This is a genomic window from Roseicella sp. DB1501, from assembly GCF_013112485.1.
GTDB lineage: Bacteria > Pseudomonadota > Alphaproteobacteria > Acetobacterales > Acetobacteraceae > Paracraurococcus.
In genome coordinates this window covers 174085-193847 of sequence record NZ_JABFHG010000009.1, presented here as the reverse complement: position 1 = coordinate 193847, position 19763 = coordinate 174085, and the positions used below count along the sequence as shown (strand labels likewise).

Annotated in this window: 18 protein-coding genes; 5 read left to right on the top strand and 13 right to left on the bottom strand. The window is 72.6% G+C overall.

All coding sequences use genetic code 11. From position 1 onward, the window contains the following. Positions 1 to 38 precede the first annotated feature (38 nt). Both HJG45_RS18520 and HJG45_RS18515 read right to left on the bottom strand, forming a co-directional pair. Positions 39 to 1052 carry a cyclase family protein gene (locus HJG45_RS18520; protein WP_171613725.1) on the bottom strand — a complete coding sequence of 338 codons (1014 nt, stop codon included), beginning with the start codon at positions 1050 to 1052 and terminating at the stop codon, positions 39 to 41. 84 nt (positions 1053 to 1136) lie between these two features. Then, on the bottom strand, positions 1137 to 2525 hold the full coding sequence (locus HJG45_RS18515) for an aminotransferase (RefSeq protein WP_171613723.1): 1389 nt from the start codon (positions 2523 to 2525) through the stop codon (positions 1137 to 1139). 176 nt (positions 2526 to 2701) lie between these two features. On the opposite strand from HJG45_RS18515, the gene HJG45_RS18510 reads away from it, so the two are divergent. Together HJG45_RS18510 and HJG45_RS18505 are read left to right on the top strand one after the other, a co-directional pair. Continuing rightward, positions 2702 to 3790 (top strand): TRAP transporter substrate-binding protein, encoded by a 1089-nt coding sequence (locus HJG45_RS18510; protein ID WP_171613721.1) that lies wholly within the window; start codon positions 2702 to 2704, stop codon positions 3788 to 3790. Between the two features lie 183 nt (positions 3791 to 3973). Beyond that, positions 3974 to 5191, top strand: coding sequence for an MFS transporter (locus tag HJG45_RS18505; RefSeq protein ID WP_171613719.1), 1218 nt, complete (start codon positions 3974 to 3976; stop codon positions 5189 to 5191). A 16-nt stretch (positions 5192 to 5207) separates the two neighbouring features. Here HJG45_RS18505 and HJG45_RS18500 read toward each other — a convergent pair whose 3' ends face one another. Beyond that, positions 5208 to 5939, bottom strand: a complete 732-nt coding sequence (locus tag HJG45_RS18500) for a Crp/Fnr family transcriptional regulator (RefSeq protein WP_171613717.1) — start codon at positions 5937 to 5939, stop codon at positions 5208 to 5210. Between the two features lie 569 nt (positions 5940 to 6508). Here HJG45_RS18500 and HJG45_RS18495 point away from each other — a divergent pair. Continuing rightward, positions 6509 to 7162, top strand: coding sequence for a hypothetical protein (locus tag HJG45_RS18495; RefSeq protein ID WP_171613715.1), 654 nt, complete (start codon positions 6509 to 6511; stop codon positions 7160 to 7162). Between the two features lie 43 nt (positions 7163 to 7205). Here HJG45_RS18495 and HJG45_RS18490 read toward each other — a convergent pair whose 3' ends face one another. Genes HJG45_RS18490 through HJG45_RS18480 form a run of 3 tightly spaced genes read right to left on the bottom strand, consistent with a single transcriptional unit; the run spans position 7206 to position 9383 of the window. Continuing rightward, positions 7206 to 7547, bottom strand: coding sequence for a hypothetical protein (locus HJG45_RS18490; RefSeq protein ID WP_171613713.1), 342 nt, complete (start codon positions 7545 to 7547; stop codon positions 7206 to 7208). A 37-nt stretch (positions 7548 to 7584) separates the two neighbouring features. Next, positions 7585 to 8217 (bottom strand): maleylacetoacetate isomerase, encoded by a 633-nt coding sequence (gene maiA, locus HJG45_RS18485; protein WP_171613711.1) that lies wholly within the window; start codon positions 8215 to 8217, stop codon positions 7585 to 7587. Continuing rightward, positions 8214 to 9383 carry an acyl-CoA dehydrogenase family protein gene (locus tag HJG45_RS18480; RefSeq protein WP_171613709.1) on the bottom strand — a complete coding sequence of 390 codons (1170 nt, stop codon included), beginning with the start codon at positions 9381 to 9383 and terminating at the stop codon, positions 8214 to 8216. The genes maiA and HJG45_RS18480 overlap by 4 nt, the downstream gene beginning before the upstream one ends. A 132-nt stretch (positions 9384 to 9515) precedes the next feature. On the opposite strand from HJG45_RS18480, the gene HJG45_RS18475 reads away from it, so the two are divergent. Both HJG45_RS18475 and HJG45_RS18470 read left to right on the top strand, forming a co-directional pair. Further along, entirely contained in the window at positions 9516 to 9746 is a 231-nt protein-coding gene (locus HJG45_RS18475) for a type II toxin-antitoxin system CcdA family antitoxin (RefSeq protein ID WP_171613707.1), read from the top strand. 1 nt (position 9747) lies between these two features. Then, on the top strand, positions 9748 to 10044 hold the full coding sequence (locus HJG45_RS18470; RefSeq protein ID WP_171613705.1) for a CcdB family protein: 297 nt from the start codon (positions 9748 to 9750) through the stop codon (positions 10042 to 10044). A gap of 130 nt (positions 10045 to 10174) precedes the next feature. Here the strand turns inward: HJG45_RS18470 and HJG45_RS18465 are convergent, their stop codons facing one another. The 7 genes from HJG45_RS18465 to ccoG all read right to left on the bottom strand — a co-directional run bounded on the left by HJG45_RS18465 (position 10175) and on the right by ccoG (position 19759). Continuing rightward, the gene (locus tag HJG45_RS18465) at positions 10175 to 13615 is read right to left on the bottom strand and encodes an indolepyruvate ferredoxin oxidoreductase family protein (RefSeq protein WP_171613703.1); all 3441 of its coding nucleotides are present in this window, start codon (positions 13613 to 13615) and stop codon (positions 10175 to 10177) included. Positions 13616 to 13731: 116 nt separating this feature from the next. Beyond that, a complete protein-coding gene (locus HJG45_RS18460; protein ID WP_171613701.1) occupies positions 13732 to 15063 on the bottom strand; it encodes an LLM class flavin-dependent oxidoreductase in 1332 nt (443 codons plus the stop codon). A 50-nt stretch (positions 15064 to 15113) separates the two neighbouring features. Then, a complete protein-coding gene (locus HJG45_RS18455; protein ID WP_171613699.1) occupies positions 15114 to 15299 on the bottom strand; it encodes a hypothetical protein in 186 nt (61 codons plus the stop codon). Then, entirely contained in the window at positions 15296 to 15457 is a 162-nt protein-coding gene (ccoS, locus tag HJG45_RS18450) for a cbb3-type cytochrome oxidase assembly protein CcoS (protein ID WP_171613697.1), read from the bottom strand. Before ccoS ends, HJG45_RS18455 begins: the two co-directional genes overlap by 4 nt. After that, the gene (locus HJG45_RS18445; protein WP_171613695.1) at positions 15445 to 17793 is read right to left on the bottom strand and encodes a heavy metal translocating P-type ATPase; all 2349 of its coding nucleotides are present in this window, start codon (positions 17791 to 17793) and stop codon (positions 15445 to 15447) included. The genes ccoS and HJG45_RS18445 overlap by 13 nt, the downstream gene beginning before the upstream one ends. Continuing rightward, on the bottom strand, positions 17790 to 18260 hold the full coding sequence (locus HJG45_RS18440) for a FixH family protein (protein ID WP_171613693.1): 471 nt from the start codon (positions 18258 to 18260) through the stop codon (positions 17790 to 17792). The genes HJG45_RS18445 and HJG45_RS18440 overlap by 4 nt, the downstream gene beginning before the upstream one ends. After that, on the bottom strand, positions 18257 to 19759 hold the full coding sequence (gene ccoG / locus HJG45_RS18435) for a cytochrome c oxidase accessory protein CcoG (protein WP_171613691.1): 1503 nt from the start codon (positions 19757 to 19759) through the stop codon (positions 18257 to 18259). The genes HJG45_RS18440 and ccoG overlap by 4 nt, the downstream gene beginning before the upstream one ends. Positions 19760 to 19763 lie beyond the last annotated feature (4 nt).

Sequence of the window (19763 nt, the reverse complement as noted above, 5' to 3'; positions counted from 1 at the left end):
CGATCAGGTGAAGCCACCTGATCGGGATCCGCTCCGGCTCAGCGGATGGCAACAGGGTTGATGATCGCCTGCACCGCGCCCTTCAGCCGCGGCTGGCCGAGCACGAAGAGGAACTCCTTCGCCCCGTCGCGGGCGAGGGCGCGGGTGTCCATGACTTCCAGGATATGGATACCGTTCTTCGCCAGCAGCACCTGATGCCCTTCCCAGACCCGGTTCGGGTTCTTGAAGGGCACCGCCTCGACGCCCCAGGTATCGGCGCCCACCGCCACCACGCCGAGGCCGGCGAGGAACTCCGCCGCCCCCGCATCGATGCCTGGCTCGCCCTTGCCGAAGCGCGCGGGATCGCGGTCGAGCATCTCCACCCAACCGGTATGGATGAGGATCACGTCGCCCTGGCGCACCTCCACGCCCTGGGCCTGCATGGCGGCGCGCAGGTCGTCGGCGGTGATGATCTCGCCCTCCTCCAGCATCGGCTTGTTGCGGGCCTGCGCCATGTTCACCAGCACGCCGCGCGAGACCATGGGCGGAATGCCCTCGACGCCGAGCTTCGTCACCCCCGTCGTGCGCATGAAGTCGGCGGCCTTGTTGCCGTTGTAGAAGGTGTTGTCGATGCCGAGATGCGCGAAGCTGTCGATCTGGCTGCCGACGCCGAGCCAGCCGGTGAACATGTCGTCCGCATAGGACATCTTGTTCTCGGACGGCACGAGGTTGCCGGCGAATTGGTCGGGCATCATCACCGTCACCGAGGCGGAGCGCGGCGGGAAGGCCGGGGTGTCGCGGCCCACCGGCACGCCGAGGGCATAGACCTGGCCGCGCTGCACCAGCTTCGCCGCCTCCAGCACCTTCTGCGGCGTCAGCAGGTTCATCGCGCCGATCTGGTCGTTGGCGCCGTATTTCGAGGGATACCAGGCGCCGGTGGCGGCCGGGGCGGCAGGCGCCGGACCCGCCGCCTGCGCCAATTGCTGCGGCACCGTCCCATGGCCGTCATGGGCCATCCCGGCCGCGGGCAGCAGCATGAAGGCGGCCGCGGCCGCCAGACCTGTCCTGCGCATTCCCTCTTCCTCCCTGCGTCTTGCGACTGCGGAAGGCTAACCGGGGCGAGAACGGCGGGGAAAGAAAAGCTTTTGCGGCGCCCCCTATTCTGCCGCGAGGGCCCGCTGGTCCCGCAACGCCTCCCAGGCGGCATCCAGCCCGGTGCGGAAGCGGGCGCACATCTCGCCGATCTCGGCCTCGGTGATGATCAGCGGCGGGGTGAAGGCGATGCGGTCGCCGATGGCGCGCACGATCAGCCCGGCCTTCTCGCAGGCCTCCTGCACCTTGAGCCCCGCCTTGGCGCCGGCCGGGAAGGGCTCCCTCGTCGCCTTGTCGGCCACCAGCTCGACCCCGGCGATCAGGCCGACGCCGCGCACATCGCCGACCAGCGGATGCTCGCGGAACTGCCCAAGTCCTTCGAGGAAGGCGGGCGAGACGCGCCGCACATGGCCGAGGATGTCGCGCTCCTCGTAGATCGCCAGCGTCTCGAGCGCGACGGCGCAGGCCACCGGATGGCCGCCATAGGTGAAGCCATGGCCGAAGCTGCCGTTGCGGCGGCTGCCCTCGAGCAGCGCGGCATGGATGCGGTCCGAGACCAGCAGGGCCGAGAGCGGCTGGTAGCTCGCGGTGAGCTGCTTGGCGCAGGAGAGCATGTCCGGCCGCATGCCATAGGTCTCGGAGCCCCAGAGATTGCCGGTGCGGCCGAAGCCGCAGATCACCTCGTCGGCGACGAGGAGGATGTCGTGCTTCTTCAGGATCGGCTGGATCAGGTCGAAATAGCCGCGCGGCGGGGTGATGGCGCCGCCGCCGCCCTGCACCGGCTCGGCGAAGAAGGCCGCGATGGTCTCGCCGCCCTCCCGCTCGATCAGCGCCTCGAGCTCGGCGGCCATGCGGGCGCTGAACTGCTCCTCGCTCTCGCCGGGCTGGCCGAAGCGGTAGTAGTTGGGATTGGAGACATGCAGGAAGCGGTCGGTCAGCGGCAGGTCGAAATCCGCCTGCATGTGCGGCTGGCCGGAGAGCGAGGCGGTGGCGACGGTGTTGCCGTGATAGCCGCGGATGCGGCCGATGAGCTTCTTCTTCTGCGGCCGCCCGGTGACGTTGTGGTAGTACCAGATGAGCTTGATGGCGGCGTCGTTCGCTTCCGAGCCGCTGCACTGGAACAGGACGTGGCTCAGCCCCTCGGGCGCGATGGCGGCGAGCTTCTCGGCCAGCCGGACGCTCGGCTCGTGCCCCTTCTGGAAGAAGGTGTGGTAGTAAGGCAGCGCCAGCATCTGGTCATGCGCGGCCTTGGCCAGGCGGCGCTCGGAGAAGCCGAGGCTGGCGCACCAGAGACCGGCCATCGCCTCGATATACTCCCGCCCCTCGGTGTCCCAGACCCGCACGCCTTCGCCGCGGGTGATCAGCACCGCGCCCTCGCGGCCATGCGCATCCAGGTCCGTCTGCTGGTGGACCATATGGGCGAGGTCGGCGGCGTGCAGGCTGTTCGGGCGCATCTCTCTCCGGTCGGGCGGACAGGAATGGCAGCGGATCGCGTTCGCTGCACCGCGTCAACCCACTGCGGCGGCGATCCTCCCGCAAAATGGTCCGCCCGGCCGATTCCGCCGGTGCCGCATCCCCTCTATGATTGGCCTGCGGGCGCCGGAAGATGCCCCGACGGGAAGGATCGACCATGAACAGACGCAGGATGCTGCAGGCGGCGGCGCTGCCCGCGGCCGCGACGGGGCTCGCCGCGCCCGCCCTCGCCCAGGCGGCGCCGAAGGTCAGCTGGCGCCTCACCTCCAGCTTCCCGCGCAACCTCGATACGCTCTACGGCGCGGCGACCAACCTGGCCCGCATGGTGAGCGAGGCGACGGACGGCAATTTCAGCATTCGCATCTTCGCGCCGGGCGAGATCGTGCCGGCGCTCGAGGCGCGCGACGCCACCTCGAAGGGCTTCGTCGAGGCCAGCTTCACCGCCTCCTCCTACTCGATCGGCACCGATCCCGCCTTCATGTTCGGCACCGTGCTGCTGTTCGGCCTGAACAGCCGGCAGCAGATGGCCTGGCTGTATGAGGCGGGCGGCAACGACAAGCTGAACAAGCTGCTCTACGAGAAGCACAACGTGCTCTGCTGGCCGCTGATCAGCACCGGCGCGCAGATGGGCGGCTGGTTCCGCAAGGAGATCCGCTCGCCCGAGGACCTGAAGGGGCTGAAGTTCCGCATCGGCGGCCTGGCGGGGCATGTGTTCCAGCGCCTCGGCAGCGTGCCGCAGCAGATCGCGGCCGGCGACATCTATCCCTCGCTCGAGCGCGGCACCATCGACGCCGCCGAGTGGATCGGCCCCTATGACGACGAGAAGCTCGGCCTCTACAAGGTCGCGCCCTATTACTACTATCCCGGCTGGTGGGAGGGCACCGGCATCCTCTCGCTCTTCGTCAACAAGGGGAAGTTCGAGGAGCTGCCGGCAGCCTATCGCAGCATCCTGCTGACGGCGGCGGCGGCCACCACCTCGCTCGGCCTGGCGAAATACGACGCGCTCAACCCGCAGGCGCTGAAGCGGCTGGTGGGGGCCGGCGCGCAGCTCCGCCCCTTCCCACAGAGCGTGCTCGATGCCTGCTACGACGAGACGACGAAGATGCACGAGGACTACGCCAAGGCCGATCCGGCCTATGCGGACATCTACCGGGACATGAGCGCCTTCCGCCAGGATGGCTATCAGTGGCTGCAGCTCTCGGAATACAGCTTCGACAGCTACCAGATCCGCCGGCTGCGGCGCTGAGGCCTCGTCGCGCAGGCCGGGGGAGGGCTGCCGGGCCGCCGCCCAGGGCCCGCCGGACCCATGCCCGCGGCGCGGCCCTGCCCCGGCGAGGCCGGGCTTCCCAGCCACGGTCGTGCGACCGATCCTGGCGCAGAATGCCGGATGCCCCATCTCTCCGGCAGGGTTGCGAGGGAATGCCCAAGGATGCAGCAGCAGGATAGCGGGCCGCAGGCCCGGCGCTGGACTCCGGCCGAGCTCCGCTCGCTCTCGCTCGTCTCGGCCGCGCATCTGGTCAGCCATGTGCACATCCTGGTGCTGCCGCCGCTCTTCCCGCTGCTGCAGGCGCAGCTCGGCGTCGGCTTCATCGAGCTCGGCCTGGCGCTGACGCTCTTCAACATCGTCTCCGGCGTGACCCAGGCGCCGATGGGCTTCGCGGTCGACCGCTACGGCTCCCGGCGGGTGCTGGTGGCCGGCCTCGCGCTCGGCGGCGGCGCCTTCGTCGCGCTCGGCCTCTTCCCCACCTATCCCGCCCTGCTCGCCGCCGCGGCGGCGCTCGGCCTCGCCAATGCCGTCTACCATCCGGCGGATTACGAGATGCTGTCGCGCAGCATCGGCGAGTCCCGGATCGGCCGCGCCTTCTCCATCCACACCTTCGCCGGCTATCTCGGCGGCGCCCTGGCCCCGGCCATGACGCTGGGCGTCTCGGCGCTCGGCGGCCTCTCCGCGGCCATGTTCGCCGCCGGCGGCCTCGCCTTTGCCGCCGCCCTGCCGCTGGCGCTGGCGGGCGACCCGGCGCCGGCGCCGTGTGCCACGCCGAAGCAGGCGGCGGCGGCCGGCGGCTCGGTGCTGACGCCGGCCGTCATCATGCTGACGGCCTTCTTCGCCCTGCTCAGCCTCTCGACCGGCGGGGTGCAGAACTTCTCCGTCGCGGCGCTGGTGAACGGCCGCGGCGTGGACTTCGCCGCCGCCAATGTCGCGCTCTCGGCCTTCATGCTGCTTTCGGCCTTCGGCGTGCTGGCCGGCGGTGTCGTGGCGGACCGCACCAGCCGGCACGGCGACGTGGCGGCGCTCGGCTTCGGGCTGACCGGCGTGCTGGTGGCGCTGGTCGGGCTGGTGCCGCTCGGCCCGGTGGCGCTGGTCGCGGCGCTCGGCGCGGCGGGGTTCCTCTCGGGCATCATCATGCCCTCGCGCGACATGCTGGTGCGGGCCGCGGCGCCGCCAGATGCGGTGGGGCGGGTCTTCGGCATCGTCACCACCGGCTTCAACATCGGCGGCACGGTGGGGCCGATGCTCTATGGCTATCTGATGGACCACGGACGGCCGCTGCTGGTCTTCGCCGCCTCGGTCTTCTTCATCGTGGCCACCATGGCGATGGCGCTGGTCGGCGAGCGCCGGGCGAAGCGGCCGCTGGCCGCGGGTTAGAGGGGCTGGCGCTCCCTCAGCCCGCCGGCGGCTTCCGCGGCACCCGGGCGGGGTCGCCGCCCATGGCGCGCCGCACCGCCTCGCGCAGCAGGTCCGGCTGCGGCAGCAGGATGCTCTGGCGCGAGACCACCGCCTTGCCCTCCCGCGCCATGGCCGAGAGCTCGCGCGAGACGGCCTCGCGCCGCGCCCCGATCCGCGCCGCCAGGATGTGCTGCGCCGGCGGCGGGCTGATGCGGAGCTGGCCGTCCTCGCGCGGGCGGCCGAGGCGCAGCAGCTCCGCCACCAGCCGGTGGCGCACCGGCAGCACCGCGAGCTCGACATTGCGCGCATCCAGCAGGCGCAGCCGGCCGGTCAGCAGGCGCAGCAGCTGCAGCGCCGCCGCCGGCGTCTGCAACACCAGGTCTAGGAAGACGGTGCGCGGCAGGCAGCAGAGGACCGAGTTGTGCACGGCGGTGACGTTGGCCGAGCGGCTGAGCCCGTCGATCGCCGCCATCTCGCCGAAGATCTCGCCGGCGCCGGCCTCGCCCAGGATGACCTCATGGCCGCTGGCGGAATGCACGGCGATCCGGACGGTGCCGGAGATGATGAGGAAGACCTCGTCCGAGCTGTCGTCGAAATCGATCACCACCTCCCCAGGCTGTACCCGACGCCAGCGTGCCTGGCGCGAGGCCTCGGTGAGCCGCTGCGCCTCCACGTCGCGCAGCAGGGGGAAGCGGGAGAGTCGCTGATCCTCGGGGGCCAGGGCCATGGCTGACCACTCCGTCTCGGTCCGGGTTGCCGACGAGCAGACCGCAGTGCCGCACCGAGGGCAAGCCCGGCTGTGCGACGGCGCACAGCACGGAACCGCCCCGGGCCGCCATACTCGTTCCGATGCCAGTATCTAATAAGGCGCCAGAGGCGCTGCAGCCAGGGCCCACGGCACCCGCGCGGGGCCTCGGCAATTCCGCATCGGAGGGTCGCGGTGGGGCTGCGAAGCGGCGAAGACACCCCAGATCCCGCCATGGCATCGGCCATGGCGCGGATCATCGGGGGTCCCGCGTCCCGACCGGGCCGGCGCGGACTGGGCGCGGTCCCGTCCCCCTTCTCCGATCCGGCGGGTAGCCGATGCTCGATCATGCCAGCGATCGCTTCGCCGTGGCCGATCCCATCCCCTGGAACGACCCACGCCGCCACCGGCGGACCCTGCCGCAGGAGCGGGGCGACCGCCCGGGCCCTGGCCTTGCCCCCTCCCTCCGTGCCGCCCGGCCGGCCAAGGCGCCTCCCCATTCGGGCCAGCGGCCGGACAGCGTGCGGGGGCCGAGGCAGTTTGGCCGTGCCGTGAACCGTCCCCGCGGTTTGCAGGACCTGCTCGACACCGTCGGCCTGCCGCCCGCCTTACGGACCGAGCTGCTGCACCGCATGGCGGCGCCCTGGCGCAGCTATCACGGGCTGCAGCACCTGGCGGTGCTCTGGGGCCGGCATCGCCGCTACGGGCGGACCGGCCCAATGCAGCGCAAGCGCGTCGCCCGTCTCATCGCCGCGGCCATCCTGTTCCACGATGCCATCCTGGTGCCCGGCGCGACGGATAACGAGGCGCGCTCGGCGGCCTTCTGGCGCCGCATGGCGCGGCGGCTGCGGAGCTTCACGGCCGCCGAGGTGGCCTGGGTCGCCGAGACGATCCAGGCCACGGCCGATCACCTGAACACGCCCGTGCCGCATGGCGAGCGCGGCGCGGCGCGGCTCTGGCTGCTCGATCTCGACCTGACGCCGATCGGCGAGGAGGCGACCGTCTTCGACCGCAACGGCCGCGGCCTGCGGGCCGAGGCGCGGCATCTCGACGATGCCGCCTTCGCCGAGATGCAGCGTGCCTTCCTCGACCGCATCAGGGAGGCGCCACGGATGCTGCGCCATGCCCGCCTGCGCGCCGCCTTCGAGGCCCGGGCGCGCGCCAATATCGGCCGGGAATTGCAGCGGCCGCTGCCGAAGCGGTGAAGGCGGCCGATCAGCGGGGTGGCGACGCCGTGGCGCCCCGGGATCAGCGCGTCCGCACCGGGGCCGAGATACCGCCGCTGCCGCCGCGGCCCGCAAGGGCTGCGGCCAGCGCCGCCGCCGCGGCCAGCGGCACGACGACGGCCGCCGCCGGCAGGAGGGAAGGCGCGGCTTCCGCCTCGCGCGGCGCCAGCCGGCCGTAGCGTGGCCGCTGGCCGGTCGCGGCGGCCGGGGCGGAGGCGTAGGAGAAGCGCTGCACCCGCGCGGCGCCGCGGGCCGGCACCGCGACCGCGGCATCCTCGGCGACCACCACGCGCTGCTGCGCGCCGGCCGGAGTAGCAAGGCTGGCAGTGAGGGTCAGGACAAGAACGGCAACAGGACGGAACATTCCTCAAATGTGATTGAACTGCCCTGACGAGGCAAGCCTATTCCGCATCTGCCTGCCGCTCGGGCGCCGCCAGGGTGAAGGCCGGCAGGGCCCGGCAGGCTGCTTCGGCCGCTAGCAGGCGCGGCATGGCCTCGAGCGCCACGCCGAAGCGGCGGGCATTGTAGAGTTGCGGCACCAGGGCGATGTCGGCTAGGCCCGGCCGCGCCTCGAAGCAGAAGGGGCCGGGCTGGTCGCGCAGCAGCGCCTCGCAGGCGGCGAGCCCCTCGGCGATCACCTCATGCGCCCAGGCATTCGCCGCCTCCTGCGGATGACCGAGCGCCTTTACCCGGTTCAGCACCTTGAGGTTCTGCACCGCATGGATCTCGGCGGCGATGGCCTGGGCGAAGGCCCGCACCCGCGCCCGGGCCACCGGCTCGCGCGGCAGCAGCGGCGGCTCGGGATGGGTCTCGTCCAGGTATTCGCAGATCGCCAGGGATTGGGTGAGGATGGCGCCGCCGTCGAGTTGCAGCGCCGGCACCAGCCCTTGCGGGTTCAGCGCCAGATGCGCCTCGGTGCGCTGCTCGCCCCGGCGCAGGTGGACGAAGCGGTGCTCCGCCTCCAGGCCCTTCAGGTTCAACGCGATGCGCACCCGGTAAGCGGCAGAGGAGCGCCAGTAATCGTAGAGGATCATGCCCGCCTCCCCAGCATGCTGCGGGCGACGATCAGCCGCATCACCTCGTTGGTGCCCTCCAGGATGCGGTGGACGCGGAGGTCGCGCACGATCTTCTCGATGCCGTATTCCGCCAGATAGCCATAGCCGCCGAGCAGTTGCAGCGCGTCGTCGGCGACCTTCGAGCAGGTGTCGGTGACGAAGCGCTTGGCCATGGCGCAGAAGGCGGTGGCGTCGGGCGATTTCGCGTCGAGCTTGGCGCAGGCGCGCCAGAGCAGGGTGCGCGCCGCCTCCAGCTCGGTCCGCATGTCCGCAAGGCGGAACTGGGTGTTCTGGAAATCGGCGATGGCGCGGCCGAAGGCGCGGCGCTCCTGCACATAGGCCAGCGCCTTGTCGAGCGCCGCCTGAGCGCCGCCGAGCGAGCAGGCGGCGATGTTCAGTCGCCCGCCATCGAGCCCGGCCATGGCGAAGCGGAAGCCCTGCCCCTCCTCGCCGAGCAGCGCCGCGGCCGGCACCCTCGCGCCGTCGAAGATCACCGGCCGGGTCGGCTGGGCGTTCCAGCCCATCTTCTTCTCGTTGGCGCCGAAGGAGAGGCCGGGCGTCTCCTTCGGGACCAGCAGGGCGGAGACGCCGCCCGGCCCCTCCCCGCCCGTCCGCACCATCGTCAGGTAGAGGTCGGAGGCGCCGGCGCCGCTGATGAACTGCTTGCTGCCGTCGAGGACGTACGCCTCGCCCTCGCGCCGCGCCCGGGTCCGCAGCGCCGCGGCGTCGGAGCCGGAGCCAGGCTCGGTCAGGGCGTAGCTGGCGACCTTCCGCATCGGGATCAGCGCCGGCAGCCATTCCGCGCGCTGCGCCTCGCTGCCGAAGCGGTCGATCATCCAGGCGACCATGTTGTGGATGGAGAGATAGGCGGCGACGGTCGGGCAGCCGGTGGAGAGCGCCTCGAACACCACCGCCGCGTCGAGCCGGGTGAGGCCAGCGCCGCCGCTCTCCTCCCGCACATAGAGCGCGGCCATGCCGAGGGCGGCGGCCTCGCGCATCTCCTCCACAGGGAAGTGGCGGGCCTGGTCCCATTCGAGGGCATGGGGCGCCAGCCGCTCGGCGGCAAAGGCGAGGGCGGTCTCGCGCAGCTCGCGCGTCGCCTCGGGCAGGTCGAAGCCGGGGTGGGCCTGTGTGTCGAGGGGCATCGTGTCTCCTCCGTGCCACGATATCGGCCCGGCCGGGGCGGTTCGTCCAGCGGGGTTGCCAATGGGTTGCCAGCGGAGTTGGTTGACCCGGGGAGGTGGCTTGCACATATTTCATGCGCAGGAGGCCGCATCATGCCCGCCAGCATCCGCCGCCCGACCAATGTCAGCCTGCCCGAGGCCCTGGTTGCCGAGGCCAAGGCGCTGGATGTCAATCTTTCCCGCGCTTGCGAGGAGGGCCTCGCCGTCGCCGTCAGGGCCGAGCGCCAGCGACGTTGGAAAGCCGAGAACCGGGATGCCATGGAATCCTGGGCGGAACCCCTGGAGAGGCTCGGCCTGCCTCTCGCCCGCTTCCGGACCTTCTGACGTGGCACGCTTCGACCTGCATCGCCTGGACGGCGTGCTGGTCGTCGATCTGCAACACGACCTGCTGGACCACCTGCCGACACGCGTGGTCGCTCCGCTGCTGCTGCCGGAGCAGGCCGGCACGCCGGTGCGCGACCTGAACCCCGTCTTCGACATCGAGGGCACGCCGCACATCTTGGCCACCCATCAGCTGGCCGCCGTGCCGAGGCGGGAACTCGGCCCCACCATCGGCACGCTGGACGCGGGGTGTGACACCATCCTGCGCGCTATCGACATCCTGCTGCTGACTGGCGTTTAGAAACTCCCCACAAAACCGCTTCGCGGCTTTGCGGGGACCCCTATGAGTCCCCGCTTGCCCAAGATGCGTCACAACCTGCCGCAGCGGCACGCCTTTGCCGGGTCGCGCAGGACAGGATGCACCGATCCCGCTACTCCGCCGCCATCGCCACCGGCGCGCCGATCCCGGCCTCGATCGCCGCCATCCGCTCCCGCGCCGCCGCGACGTTGCGCGCCTTGACATGGCCATAGCCCTTGATGCCGGCCGCGGCCTCGGCCCAGTCGCAGATCGCGGCATGGGTCACCGGCGAGAGCCGGGGCAGCAGCCGCTCGATGCCGGCGCGGTACTCGCCGATCAGGGCCCGCTCCATCCGCCGCTCCTCGGTGCGGCCGAAGGGGTCGAGCGGGGTGCCGCGCAGCGCCTTGCCGTGGCGCAGCCAGCCCATCGCCGTCAGCATCCAGGGGCCGAAGGCGCGCTTGCGCGGCAGGCCGGTGACCGGATCGGGCTTCGCCAGCACCGGCGGGGCGAGGTTCATCTCGATCCGCTGCGTGCCGGTGAAGTGCCGCGCCAGGCTCTCGCGCCAGTCCGGCAGGCTGTGCAGCCGCGCCACCTCGTACTCGTCCTTATAGGCCATGAGCCGGTGCAGCTGGGTGGCGACGGCCCGCGCCAGCCGCTCCTCGCCCGGCACCGCCGCCTGCTCGGCGGCCCGCACCCGCTCGACGAACCCCGCATAGGCGCGGGCATAGCGGGCGTTCTGATAGGCGGTGAGGTCGGCGACCCGGCGCGCCAGCAGCGCCGACAGCGTCTCCTCCTCCGGAGTCATAGGTCCAGGGGAGGGGTGTTGTGGGGCCAGCGCCGCCTGCCGGCCGAGGGCGAAGGCCGCCTGGTTGCGCGCCACCTGCGCGCCGTTCAGTTCCAGCGCCCGCCCGATCGCCTCGGCCGAGAGCGGCACCAGCCCCCGCTGGTAGGCGATGCCGAGCAGCCAGACATTGAGGTAGATGAGGTCGCCCAGCGCCTCCTCCACCGCCTGCACGCCGGGGACGGTGACGACCTCGCGGCAGGCGTCGCGGATGCTGGCCAGCATGCCCTCGCGGTCGTAGCGGGTGCTGGTATCCTTCACGAACTGCGCCGTCGGCTGCAGGTCGGCGTTCAGCACCGCCATGGTGCGGTCGGCGCCGAGCAGCGGCCGGGCGGTGCGGCCATGCGCCACCACCATGTCGGCCGAGAGCAGCAGGTCCACCTGGCCCATGCCGATGCGCGGCGCCTCGATCGTCTCCGGCGCCGCGCCGGGACGGCCGATGCGGAGCTGGGCGAAGACGCCGCCGCCCTTCTGGGCCAGGCCGAGCATGTCCACCGAGCGGCTCGGCCGGCCTTCCAGATGCGCCGCCATGCCGAGGATGGCCGAGAGTGCCGTCACCCCCTGGCCGCCGACGCCGGCGAGCAGGATGTTGTAGGCGGGCTCGCCCTCTCGCACCTCCGGCCGCGCCGGCTCGGGCAGCGTGCCCCCGGCGGCGGGCGGCGCCTTCCGCACCGGCTCCGCCCCGACCAGCGTGACGAAGGAGGGGCAGAAGCCCTCGACGCAGGAAAGATCCTGGTTGCAGGCGCTCTGGTCGATCTGCCGCTTGCGGCCGAACTCGGTCTCCACCGGCTCGACGGCGAGGCAGTTCGAGGTGCGGGAGCAGTCGCCGCAATCCTCGCAGACCCGCGGATTGATGGCGACGCGCCGGTCGGCCGCGGCCTGGGTGCCGCGCTTGCGCTTGCGGCGCCGCTCCGTCGCGCATTGCTGGTCGTAGATCAGCACGGTCACGCCCGGCACCTCGCGCAGCTCCCGCTGCACCAAGTCGAGCTCGCTGCGGTGGCGGTATTCGATGCCCTTCGGCATGCGCGCATCGCCGACATGCCGATCGGGATCGTCGGAGACGACGACGATCTTCGCCGCCCCCTCGGCCGCCATCTGCGCCGCGATCTCGGGCACGCCGAGCTCGCCCTCGGGCGTCTGGCCGCCGGTCATGGCGACGGCGCTGTTGACCAGGATCTTGTAGGTCATGGTCGCGCCCGCCGCGACCGCCTGGCGGATGGCGAGGCTGCCGGAATGGGCATAGGTGCCGTCGCCGATATTGACGAAGATATGCGGCTCGGAGACGAAGGGCGCCATGCCGAGCCAGGGCATGCCCTCGGCACCCATATGCGTGTAGAGATCGGTGTTGCGATCCATGTAGATCGCCAGCGTATGGCAGCCGATGCCGGCCATGGCATGGCTGCCCTCCGGCACCCGCGTGCTGGTGTTGTGCGGGCAGCCCGGGCAGAAATGCGGCGTCCGGTCATGGATCGGCGGCATCTGCAGCTGGGCGATGCGGTCGAGCTGGCGGATGCGCTGCCGCAGTTGCTCGGTCTGCAACGCCTCGGGCAGCCGGGCGGCGAGCGCCCGCAGCACCGCGCCGGTATCGAGCTCGGTGAGGTCGGAGAGCAGGCGCCGTCCCTGCTCGTCGCGCTTGCCCACGATGCGCGGCCGGTCCTCCAGGTGGTAGAGCGCGTCGCGGAGCTGCGGCTCCAGCACCGGCCGGCGGTCCTCGACCACCATCACCTCATCGAGCCCGCGCGCGAAGGCCCGGGCGCCCTCGGCATCGAGCGGCCAGGCGAGGCCGACCTTCCACAGCCGCAGCCCGGCGATGCGGGCCAGCTCCTCGGTGATGCCGGCATCGCGCAGCGCCTGGCGCAAGGTCGCATAGCCCTTGCCGCGGGCGACGATGCCGAAGCGGGCCTGCGGGCTGTCGAGCACGATGCGGTTCAGCCCGTTGGCGCGGGCGAAGGCGAGCGCCGCCGGCAGCTTGAAGTGCCGCAGGCGCTCTTCCTGCGGGATGGCATGGTCGCGCAGCCGGATATGCACGCCATCGGCGGGGAAGGCGAAGTCGGGCGTCACGGCGGCATAGGCGGCCGGGTCGACCAGCAGCGTGCCGGCGCCGTCCATGGTCTCGGCGACGCATTTCATGCCGACCCAGAGGCCGGCGAAGCGCGACATGTCGATCGCCTTCAGGCCGAAATCCAGGATCTCGGTGACGCCGGCCGGGTCGAGCACCGGCATCTCGACATCCATGAAGGAATATTCGCAGCCGGAGGTGATGGTCGACGACTTGCAGGAGGGATCGTCGCCGGCCAGCGCCAGCACCCCGCCGCGCGGCGCGGTGCCGGCGGAGTTGGCATGGCGCAGCGCGTCGCCGCTGCGGTCGACGCCGGGGCCCTTGCCGTACCAGATGCCGAAGACGCCATCGAAGGTCTGGTTGCCGTAGAGCGCGACCTGCTGCGTGCCCCAGATGGCGGTGGCCGCCAGATCCTCGTTCAGCCCGGGGCGGAAGACGATGTTCGCCTCGGCCAGGCGCTTGCGCTGCTGCTGCAGCTGCTGGTCGTAGGTGCCGAGCGGCGAGCCGCGATAGCCGCTGATATAGCCGGCGGTGTTCCAGCCCATCGCCCGGTCGAGCTGCTGGCGCAGCAGCGGCAGGCGGACCAGGGCCTGGATGCCGGTCAGCAGCAGCGTCTCGCCCGACTTCTCCCAGCGATCCTCAAGCGTCGCCTCGGGCCGTTGGATGCTGCCCATCTCGATCCCTCTTCTGGGTGGGGCGGCACGGAAGCTCCCGCGGCCGCCCGGCCTGGCCCCGACTCTCGGGCCGCCGGGACGCCGGGGCAAGGCCTTCCGGCCGCGCCGGCGCCGGCTCAGCCGCGCCAGGCGGCCGCCGGATGCGGCGGCGCGAGCAGCGGGCCGGTGCCGAAGAGCTTCTCGCGGTAGCTGCCTGCGGCATAGGCGGTCTTGTAGGCGCCCCGCTCCTGCAGGGCGGGGACCAGCAGATCGACCACCGCCTCGATGCATTCCGGCATGACGGTGCGGGAGAGGTTGAAGCCGTCCGCCCCGGTCGCCTCACTGAAGGCAATCAGCGCCTCGGCGATCTCGTCCGGGCCGCCGACCAGGGGCCGTTGCCGGCTGCCGAGGATGAACTGGTCGATCAGCTGGCGCTTGGTCCAGCCGGGGCCGAAGACCCGCGCCATGGCTTCGACATTGGAGGAGATGGCGTTGCTGCCGGTGGCGGCGACCGGCTCGTCCATGGCGAAGCGGTCGAAATCGATGCCGAGCGAGGCGCTGGCATGCGCCAGCGCGCCCTCGGTGCTGGCATGGCGGCGATACTCTTCCAGCCGGTCGCGGGCCTCGGCGCCGGTGCGGCCGAGGACCAGGGTGGCGCCGACGAAGACGCGGATCGGTCGCGGCGCCGCCCGGGCGCGCAGATCGGCGACCAGCCGGGCGACATTCTCCGGGCTGGAGGGGTTGAGGAAGATGCATTCGGCATGGCGGGTGGCGAATTCCCGGCCGCGTTCCGAGGCGCCGGCCTGGTAGAGCACCGGGGTCCGCTGCGGCGAGGGCTCGCAGAGATGGATCGCCTCGATGCCGCCGGCCCGGACCGGGCGGATCCGCGCCGGATCGGCATAGATCCCGGCGGCGCGATCGGCCCGCACCGCCCCCTCGCCCCAGCTTCCCTCCCAGAGCCCGTAGGCCGCCTCCATGAAGCCCTCGGCGGCGGCGTAGCGGTCGTCATGCGCCGGCTGCGCCGCCAGCCCCATGGCGCGGGCGGCGCTGTCGAGATAGCCGGTGACGATGTTCCAGCCGATGCGCCCCTCGGTCAGGTGGTCGAGGGTCGAGAAGCGGCGCGCCAGCAGCGCCGCCGGCTCGTAGCTGCAATTGACGGTGACGCCGAAGCCGAGATGCCGCGTCGCCGCCGCCATGGCCGGCACCAGCAGCATCGGGTCGAGCAGCGGCACCTGCACGGCATGCCGCAGCGAGGCATCCGGCCGGCCGCCCAGCACGTCGTAGACGCCGACGACATCGGCGAGGAAGAGGCCGTCGAACAGCCCGCGCTCGAGGGTGCGGGCGAGGCCGGTCCAGTAGTCCAGCCGCCGGTAGTCGGTGGAGCGGTCGCGCGGATGCGTCCACATCCCGTGCTGGATATGGCCGATGCAGGCCATGTCGAAGGCGTTCAGGCGGATCTCGCGGGGCATCCGGCGAGACTACCGCCGGACCCGCGCCGCGGGACAGGTCGGCGCGGCCCTCAGCGCCGCGCCGCCTCCTGCGCGTCGTAGTGCCGCTTGACGCAGGACAGGCCGAACAGCACGCCGAAGCCGAAGAGCCCGACCCCGAAGAGCTGCAGGTAGTCCTGCGCCATGCCGGCGGCCAGCAGCCCGGCCAGGGCGATGAGGGCCGAGAGGATGAGGAAGAAGGCGGTGCCGGCGTTCATCGGCGGGACTCCTTGCAGGGCGGGTCGTCGAACAGGATGCGGGAGGCGGCGCCGTCCAGGTCCTCGTACTGGCCCGAACGGAGGTTCCAGAGGAAGGCGACGAGGCCGAGCGCGCCCATGAGGAGGGCGAGCGGCACGAGGAAGATCAGGGCGTCCATGCGGCCTCCTGTCCGGCGCGGAGCGAATTGCCGATCACCACCAGCGAGGAGGTGGCCATGACCACCGCCGCGATCAGCGGAGTGACCAGCCCGGCCACCGCCAGCGGCACGGCAACGAGGTTGTAGGCGAGGCTGAAGGCGATGTTCTGCCGCGCCAGGCGCTGCGCCCGGCGCGCGGTGCGGATGGCGCCCGGCAGGGCGGCGAGCCCTCCGGCGCGCAGCACCAGATCGGCCGCGCCCTGCGCCAGGTCGGTGCCCTCGCCCGGGCAGGCCGAGACATGCGCCAGCGCCAGCGCCGCGGCGTCGTTGATGCCGTCGCCGAGCATCAGCGGGCGCCGGCCCTCGGCGCGCAGCGACTCGATCCACGCCGCCTTCTCCGCCGGCGAGGCGGCGGCGGTCCAGCGCCCGATCCCGACCCGCGCGGCGAGGCTCGCCACCGCCGGCCGGGCATCGCCCGAGAGCAGCTCGGCCGGCAGGCCGAGCGCCGCGAGCTGCCGCACCACCGCTGGCGCCTCCGGACGCGGCCGGTCGGCGAAGCGGAAGGCGACCGGCGCCACGCCCGGCGCCGCGTACCACAGCGTCAGCCCCTGATCCGCTCCGGCCTCGCCGATGAAGCGGGCGCTGCCGAGGCGGCGGCCATCCGGTGCGCAGAGGCCGAGCCCGGCATGTTCCACCACGCCGCTCGCGGCTGGCGCCTCCGGGCAGGCGGCGGCGAGCGCCCGGGCGAGCGGGTGCCGGCTCGCCCTCGCCAGCCCGGCCGCGGCGCGCAGCTCCGCCTCGTCCCAATCGCCCGGCAGCAGGGTCGGGCGGCCCTCGGTGAGGGTGCCGGTCTTGTCCAGCACGGCATGGTCGGCCGAGGCGAGGCGTTCCAGCGCCGTGCCGTTGGCGACCAGCACGCCGCGGCGGAACAGCGCCCCGACCGCGACCGCCTGCACCGCCGGCACCGCGATGGCGAAGCCGCAGGGGCAGGTGACGATCAGCGCCGCGACGGCCGGCACCAGCGCCTCCTGCCAGGGCAGGCCGAGCCAGAGCCACCAGCCGAGGAAGGTCGCCAGCGCGACGGCATGCACCGCCGGCACATAGAAGCGCACCGCCCGCTCGGCGATGTCGATGAAGCGGGACTTCGCCTGCTCGGCGCGCTCCAGCAGCCGCGCCATGGCGGCGAGCGAGCCGTCCGCGGCCGCGGCGGTGACGCGGGCGGTGAAGGGCGCGCCCATATTGACCGCGCCGGCCGGCAGCGCCTCGCCGGCGGCGAAGGTCCGGGGCAGGCTCTCGCCGCTCGTCGCGCTGGCGTCCAGCAACGCCTCGCCGGCCTCGAGCACGGCATCGAGCCGCAGCCGCTCACCGGCCGCGACCAGCATCCGCTCGCCGGCGCGGAGCGCGGCGGCCGGCACGGCCTCCGCCATGCCATCGGCCGCGAGCCGCGTGACCACGCCCTCCTGCAGCGCCAGCAGCTCGGCCACCGCCTGGCGGGCGCGGCGGCGCGCGGCGCGGTCGAGCACGCGGCCGGCGAGCAGCAGGGCGAGCAGCGCCGTCGCGCCGTCGAACCAGGTATAGGGGCCGTTGCGCAGCACCTCGCTCAGCGACATGCCGGTGGTGGCGAGCACGCCGAGCGCGACGGCCATGTCCATGGTCAGCCGCCCGGCCCGCAGCCCGGCCAGGGCGTTGCGGTAGATTGGCATCCCGGCCACCAGCACCACCGGCAAGGCGATCAGCGCCGCCAGCCAGTGCATGGCGTTGCGGGTCGCCTCGCCCATGTCGCCGCCGACCCAGACCGCGACCGAGAGCAGCATCACGTTCATCGCGCCGAAGGCGGCGATGCCGAGGGCGCGCAGCAGCTGCCGCCCCTCGGCATCCTCGCTCACCCGGAGGCAGGCGGCGGACCAGGGCGCGACGCGGAAGCCGAGCCGCGCCAGCAGCGCGACGAAGTCGTTGCCGCGCGCCGTGGGGCCGGTCCAGGCGAGGGTGAGGCGGCGCGTCGAGAGGGCGAGGCGGGCGCGGGCGACATCGGGCTCGGCGGCCAGCGCCTGCTCCACCAGCCAGACGCAGGCGCCGCAGGTGAGGCCGGAGACCATCAGCTCGAGGCACTGCTCGCCGCCCCGCCCCGCCCGCACATGCGGCGTGACATCCGGCAGCGGCGCCGTCGCCTCCGGGCGCAGGCTGCCATCCGCTGTCTCGCGCCGCCGGTAGAAGGCGTCGAGGCCGAGGCCGGCGACCAGCGCATGCGCCGCCTCGCAGCCCGTGCAGCAGAAGCGCGTGCCTCCGCGCACCGGCGTGCCGCAATGGGTGCAGCCGCCGGCGGCACCCTGCGCGCCGCGGAGGGCGGAGGCGGTCACGGCGCCATCACCCGGGCGCGGATGTCGCGGTGCCGGCCATCCGGCGCGGTGAGGCGCAGCCGCGCCTCCCACTGCCCGGCCCGGAGCGTGACCGACGCCTGCCAGCGGCCGGGCCCGTCGGCTTCGGGAGAGACCTCCACCTCCGTGCCCTCGACCGGCCGGCGCAGCACGCCGACCAGGCGCCCGGCGACCGGCCTTCCCTCCCGATCGGTGACCGCGACGTGCAGCCCATCGCCGGCGAGGCGGACCACCGGCTGCCAGCCGAGCGCCTCCTGCCGCGCCGCCTCCTCCAGCACGTGGTTGTAGGCGCGGCCCTTGTCATAGGCGCGGCCGACGGTGACGCCGGTGAAGGTGGAGACGGCGAAGTAGATCAGCCCGGCATTCACCGCGACGACCAGCAGCAGCCCGCCGACGAAGAGCCAGGGAATCCAGGCGCTGCGGCGGGGCGGGGAGAGGCTCGCGCTCATGGCTTCGGTCCGAGGAAGGCGCTGCCGGTCGAGACCGCGACGCGGCCCTGGGCATCGACCAGGCGGAAGGTGACGGGCAGGCTCTCGGGCAGCCGCAGCCCGGCCGGGGCGGTGACGAGGGCGCGCCACTGGGTGATGCCGTCCGGCCGCGTGGTCAGCACCGGCGCGCCGGCCGGATCGGCCTCGGCATCGAGCACGATGAGCTGCAGGCCGGCCGGCGCGTCGAGCACCAGGCGATAGGCCTCGACGCCCGGAGTCTTGTCGCCGAGCTTCAGCATGTAGGCGTTGCGGATGCCGCCATCGGAGAGGCGGACGAAGATCGGCGCGCGGTCGCGGATGACGGCGAGCGAGGTGGTCTGGCGCAGCAGCCAGGCGCCGGCCATGGCGGCGACGACCAGCGCCAGGGCGGCGGCATAGACCAGGGTGCGGGGGCGCAGGAAACGCGGCGCGCGGCGCGCCTGCATGCCGCAGGCCCGGCGCCCGGACCCGGGCGGCAGGCTGCCGGCCGCGGCCTCGCTCGCCGCGAGGTTGGCGAGCGTCTCGAAGGCGACCAGCCCGCGCGGCCGCTGCAGCTTCGTCATGACATCGTCGCAGGCATCGATGCAGAGGCCGCAGCCGATGCATTCCATCTGCTGGCCGTCGCGGATGTCGATGCCGGTCGGGCAGACATTCACGCAGGCGCGGCAATCGACGCAGTCGCCGACATCGGCCGCCTTGGCCTTGCCGCGCGGCTCGCCGCGCCAGGCGCGGTAGGTAACGACGAGGGAGTTCTCGTCGAGCATCGCCGCCTGGAAGCGCGGCCAGGGGCACATATAGGTGCAGACCTGCTCGCGCGCCCAGCCGGCCAGCAGATAGGTGGTCGCGGTGAAGAGGGCGAAGAAGAAATAGACCTCGAGGCTCGCCTGCCCGGTGAAGAAGCGCGGCGTCATCTCCAGGGCATCGTTGAAGTACATGATCCAGGCGCCGCCGGTCGCCGCGGCGATGCCGAGCCAGACCGCATGGGTCAGCGCCTTCTTCACCACCCATTCCCGGGTCCAGGGCTTCAGGTCCAGCCGCATCCGGGCATTGCGGTCGCCCTGGATGCGCCGCTCGACCAGCATGAAGAGGTCGGTCCAGACGGTCTGCGGGCAGGTGAAGCCGCACCAGACGCGGCCGAACAGGCTGGTGGCGGCGAAGAGGCCGACGGCGCCGAGCACCAGCAGCCCGGTCAGGTAGTAGACTTCCTGCGGCCAGATCTCGATCCAGAAGAGAAAGAACCGCCCGGCCTGCATGTCGACCAGCACCGCCTGGCTCGGCATGTCCGGGCCGCGATCCCAGCGGATCAGCGGCACGGCGTAGTAGAGCAGCAGGCAGAGGGCGAGGATCAGCCACTTCGCCCGCCGCACCCGGCCCCGCACCACCTTCGGATAGACCGCCTGCCGCCTGGCATAGAGCGGCGCCGCCGCGGAGGCGGCGGGCGCCTCCGGGCTGGCCTGGTCTGGTGGCTGCAACGCGCCCATGACA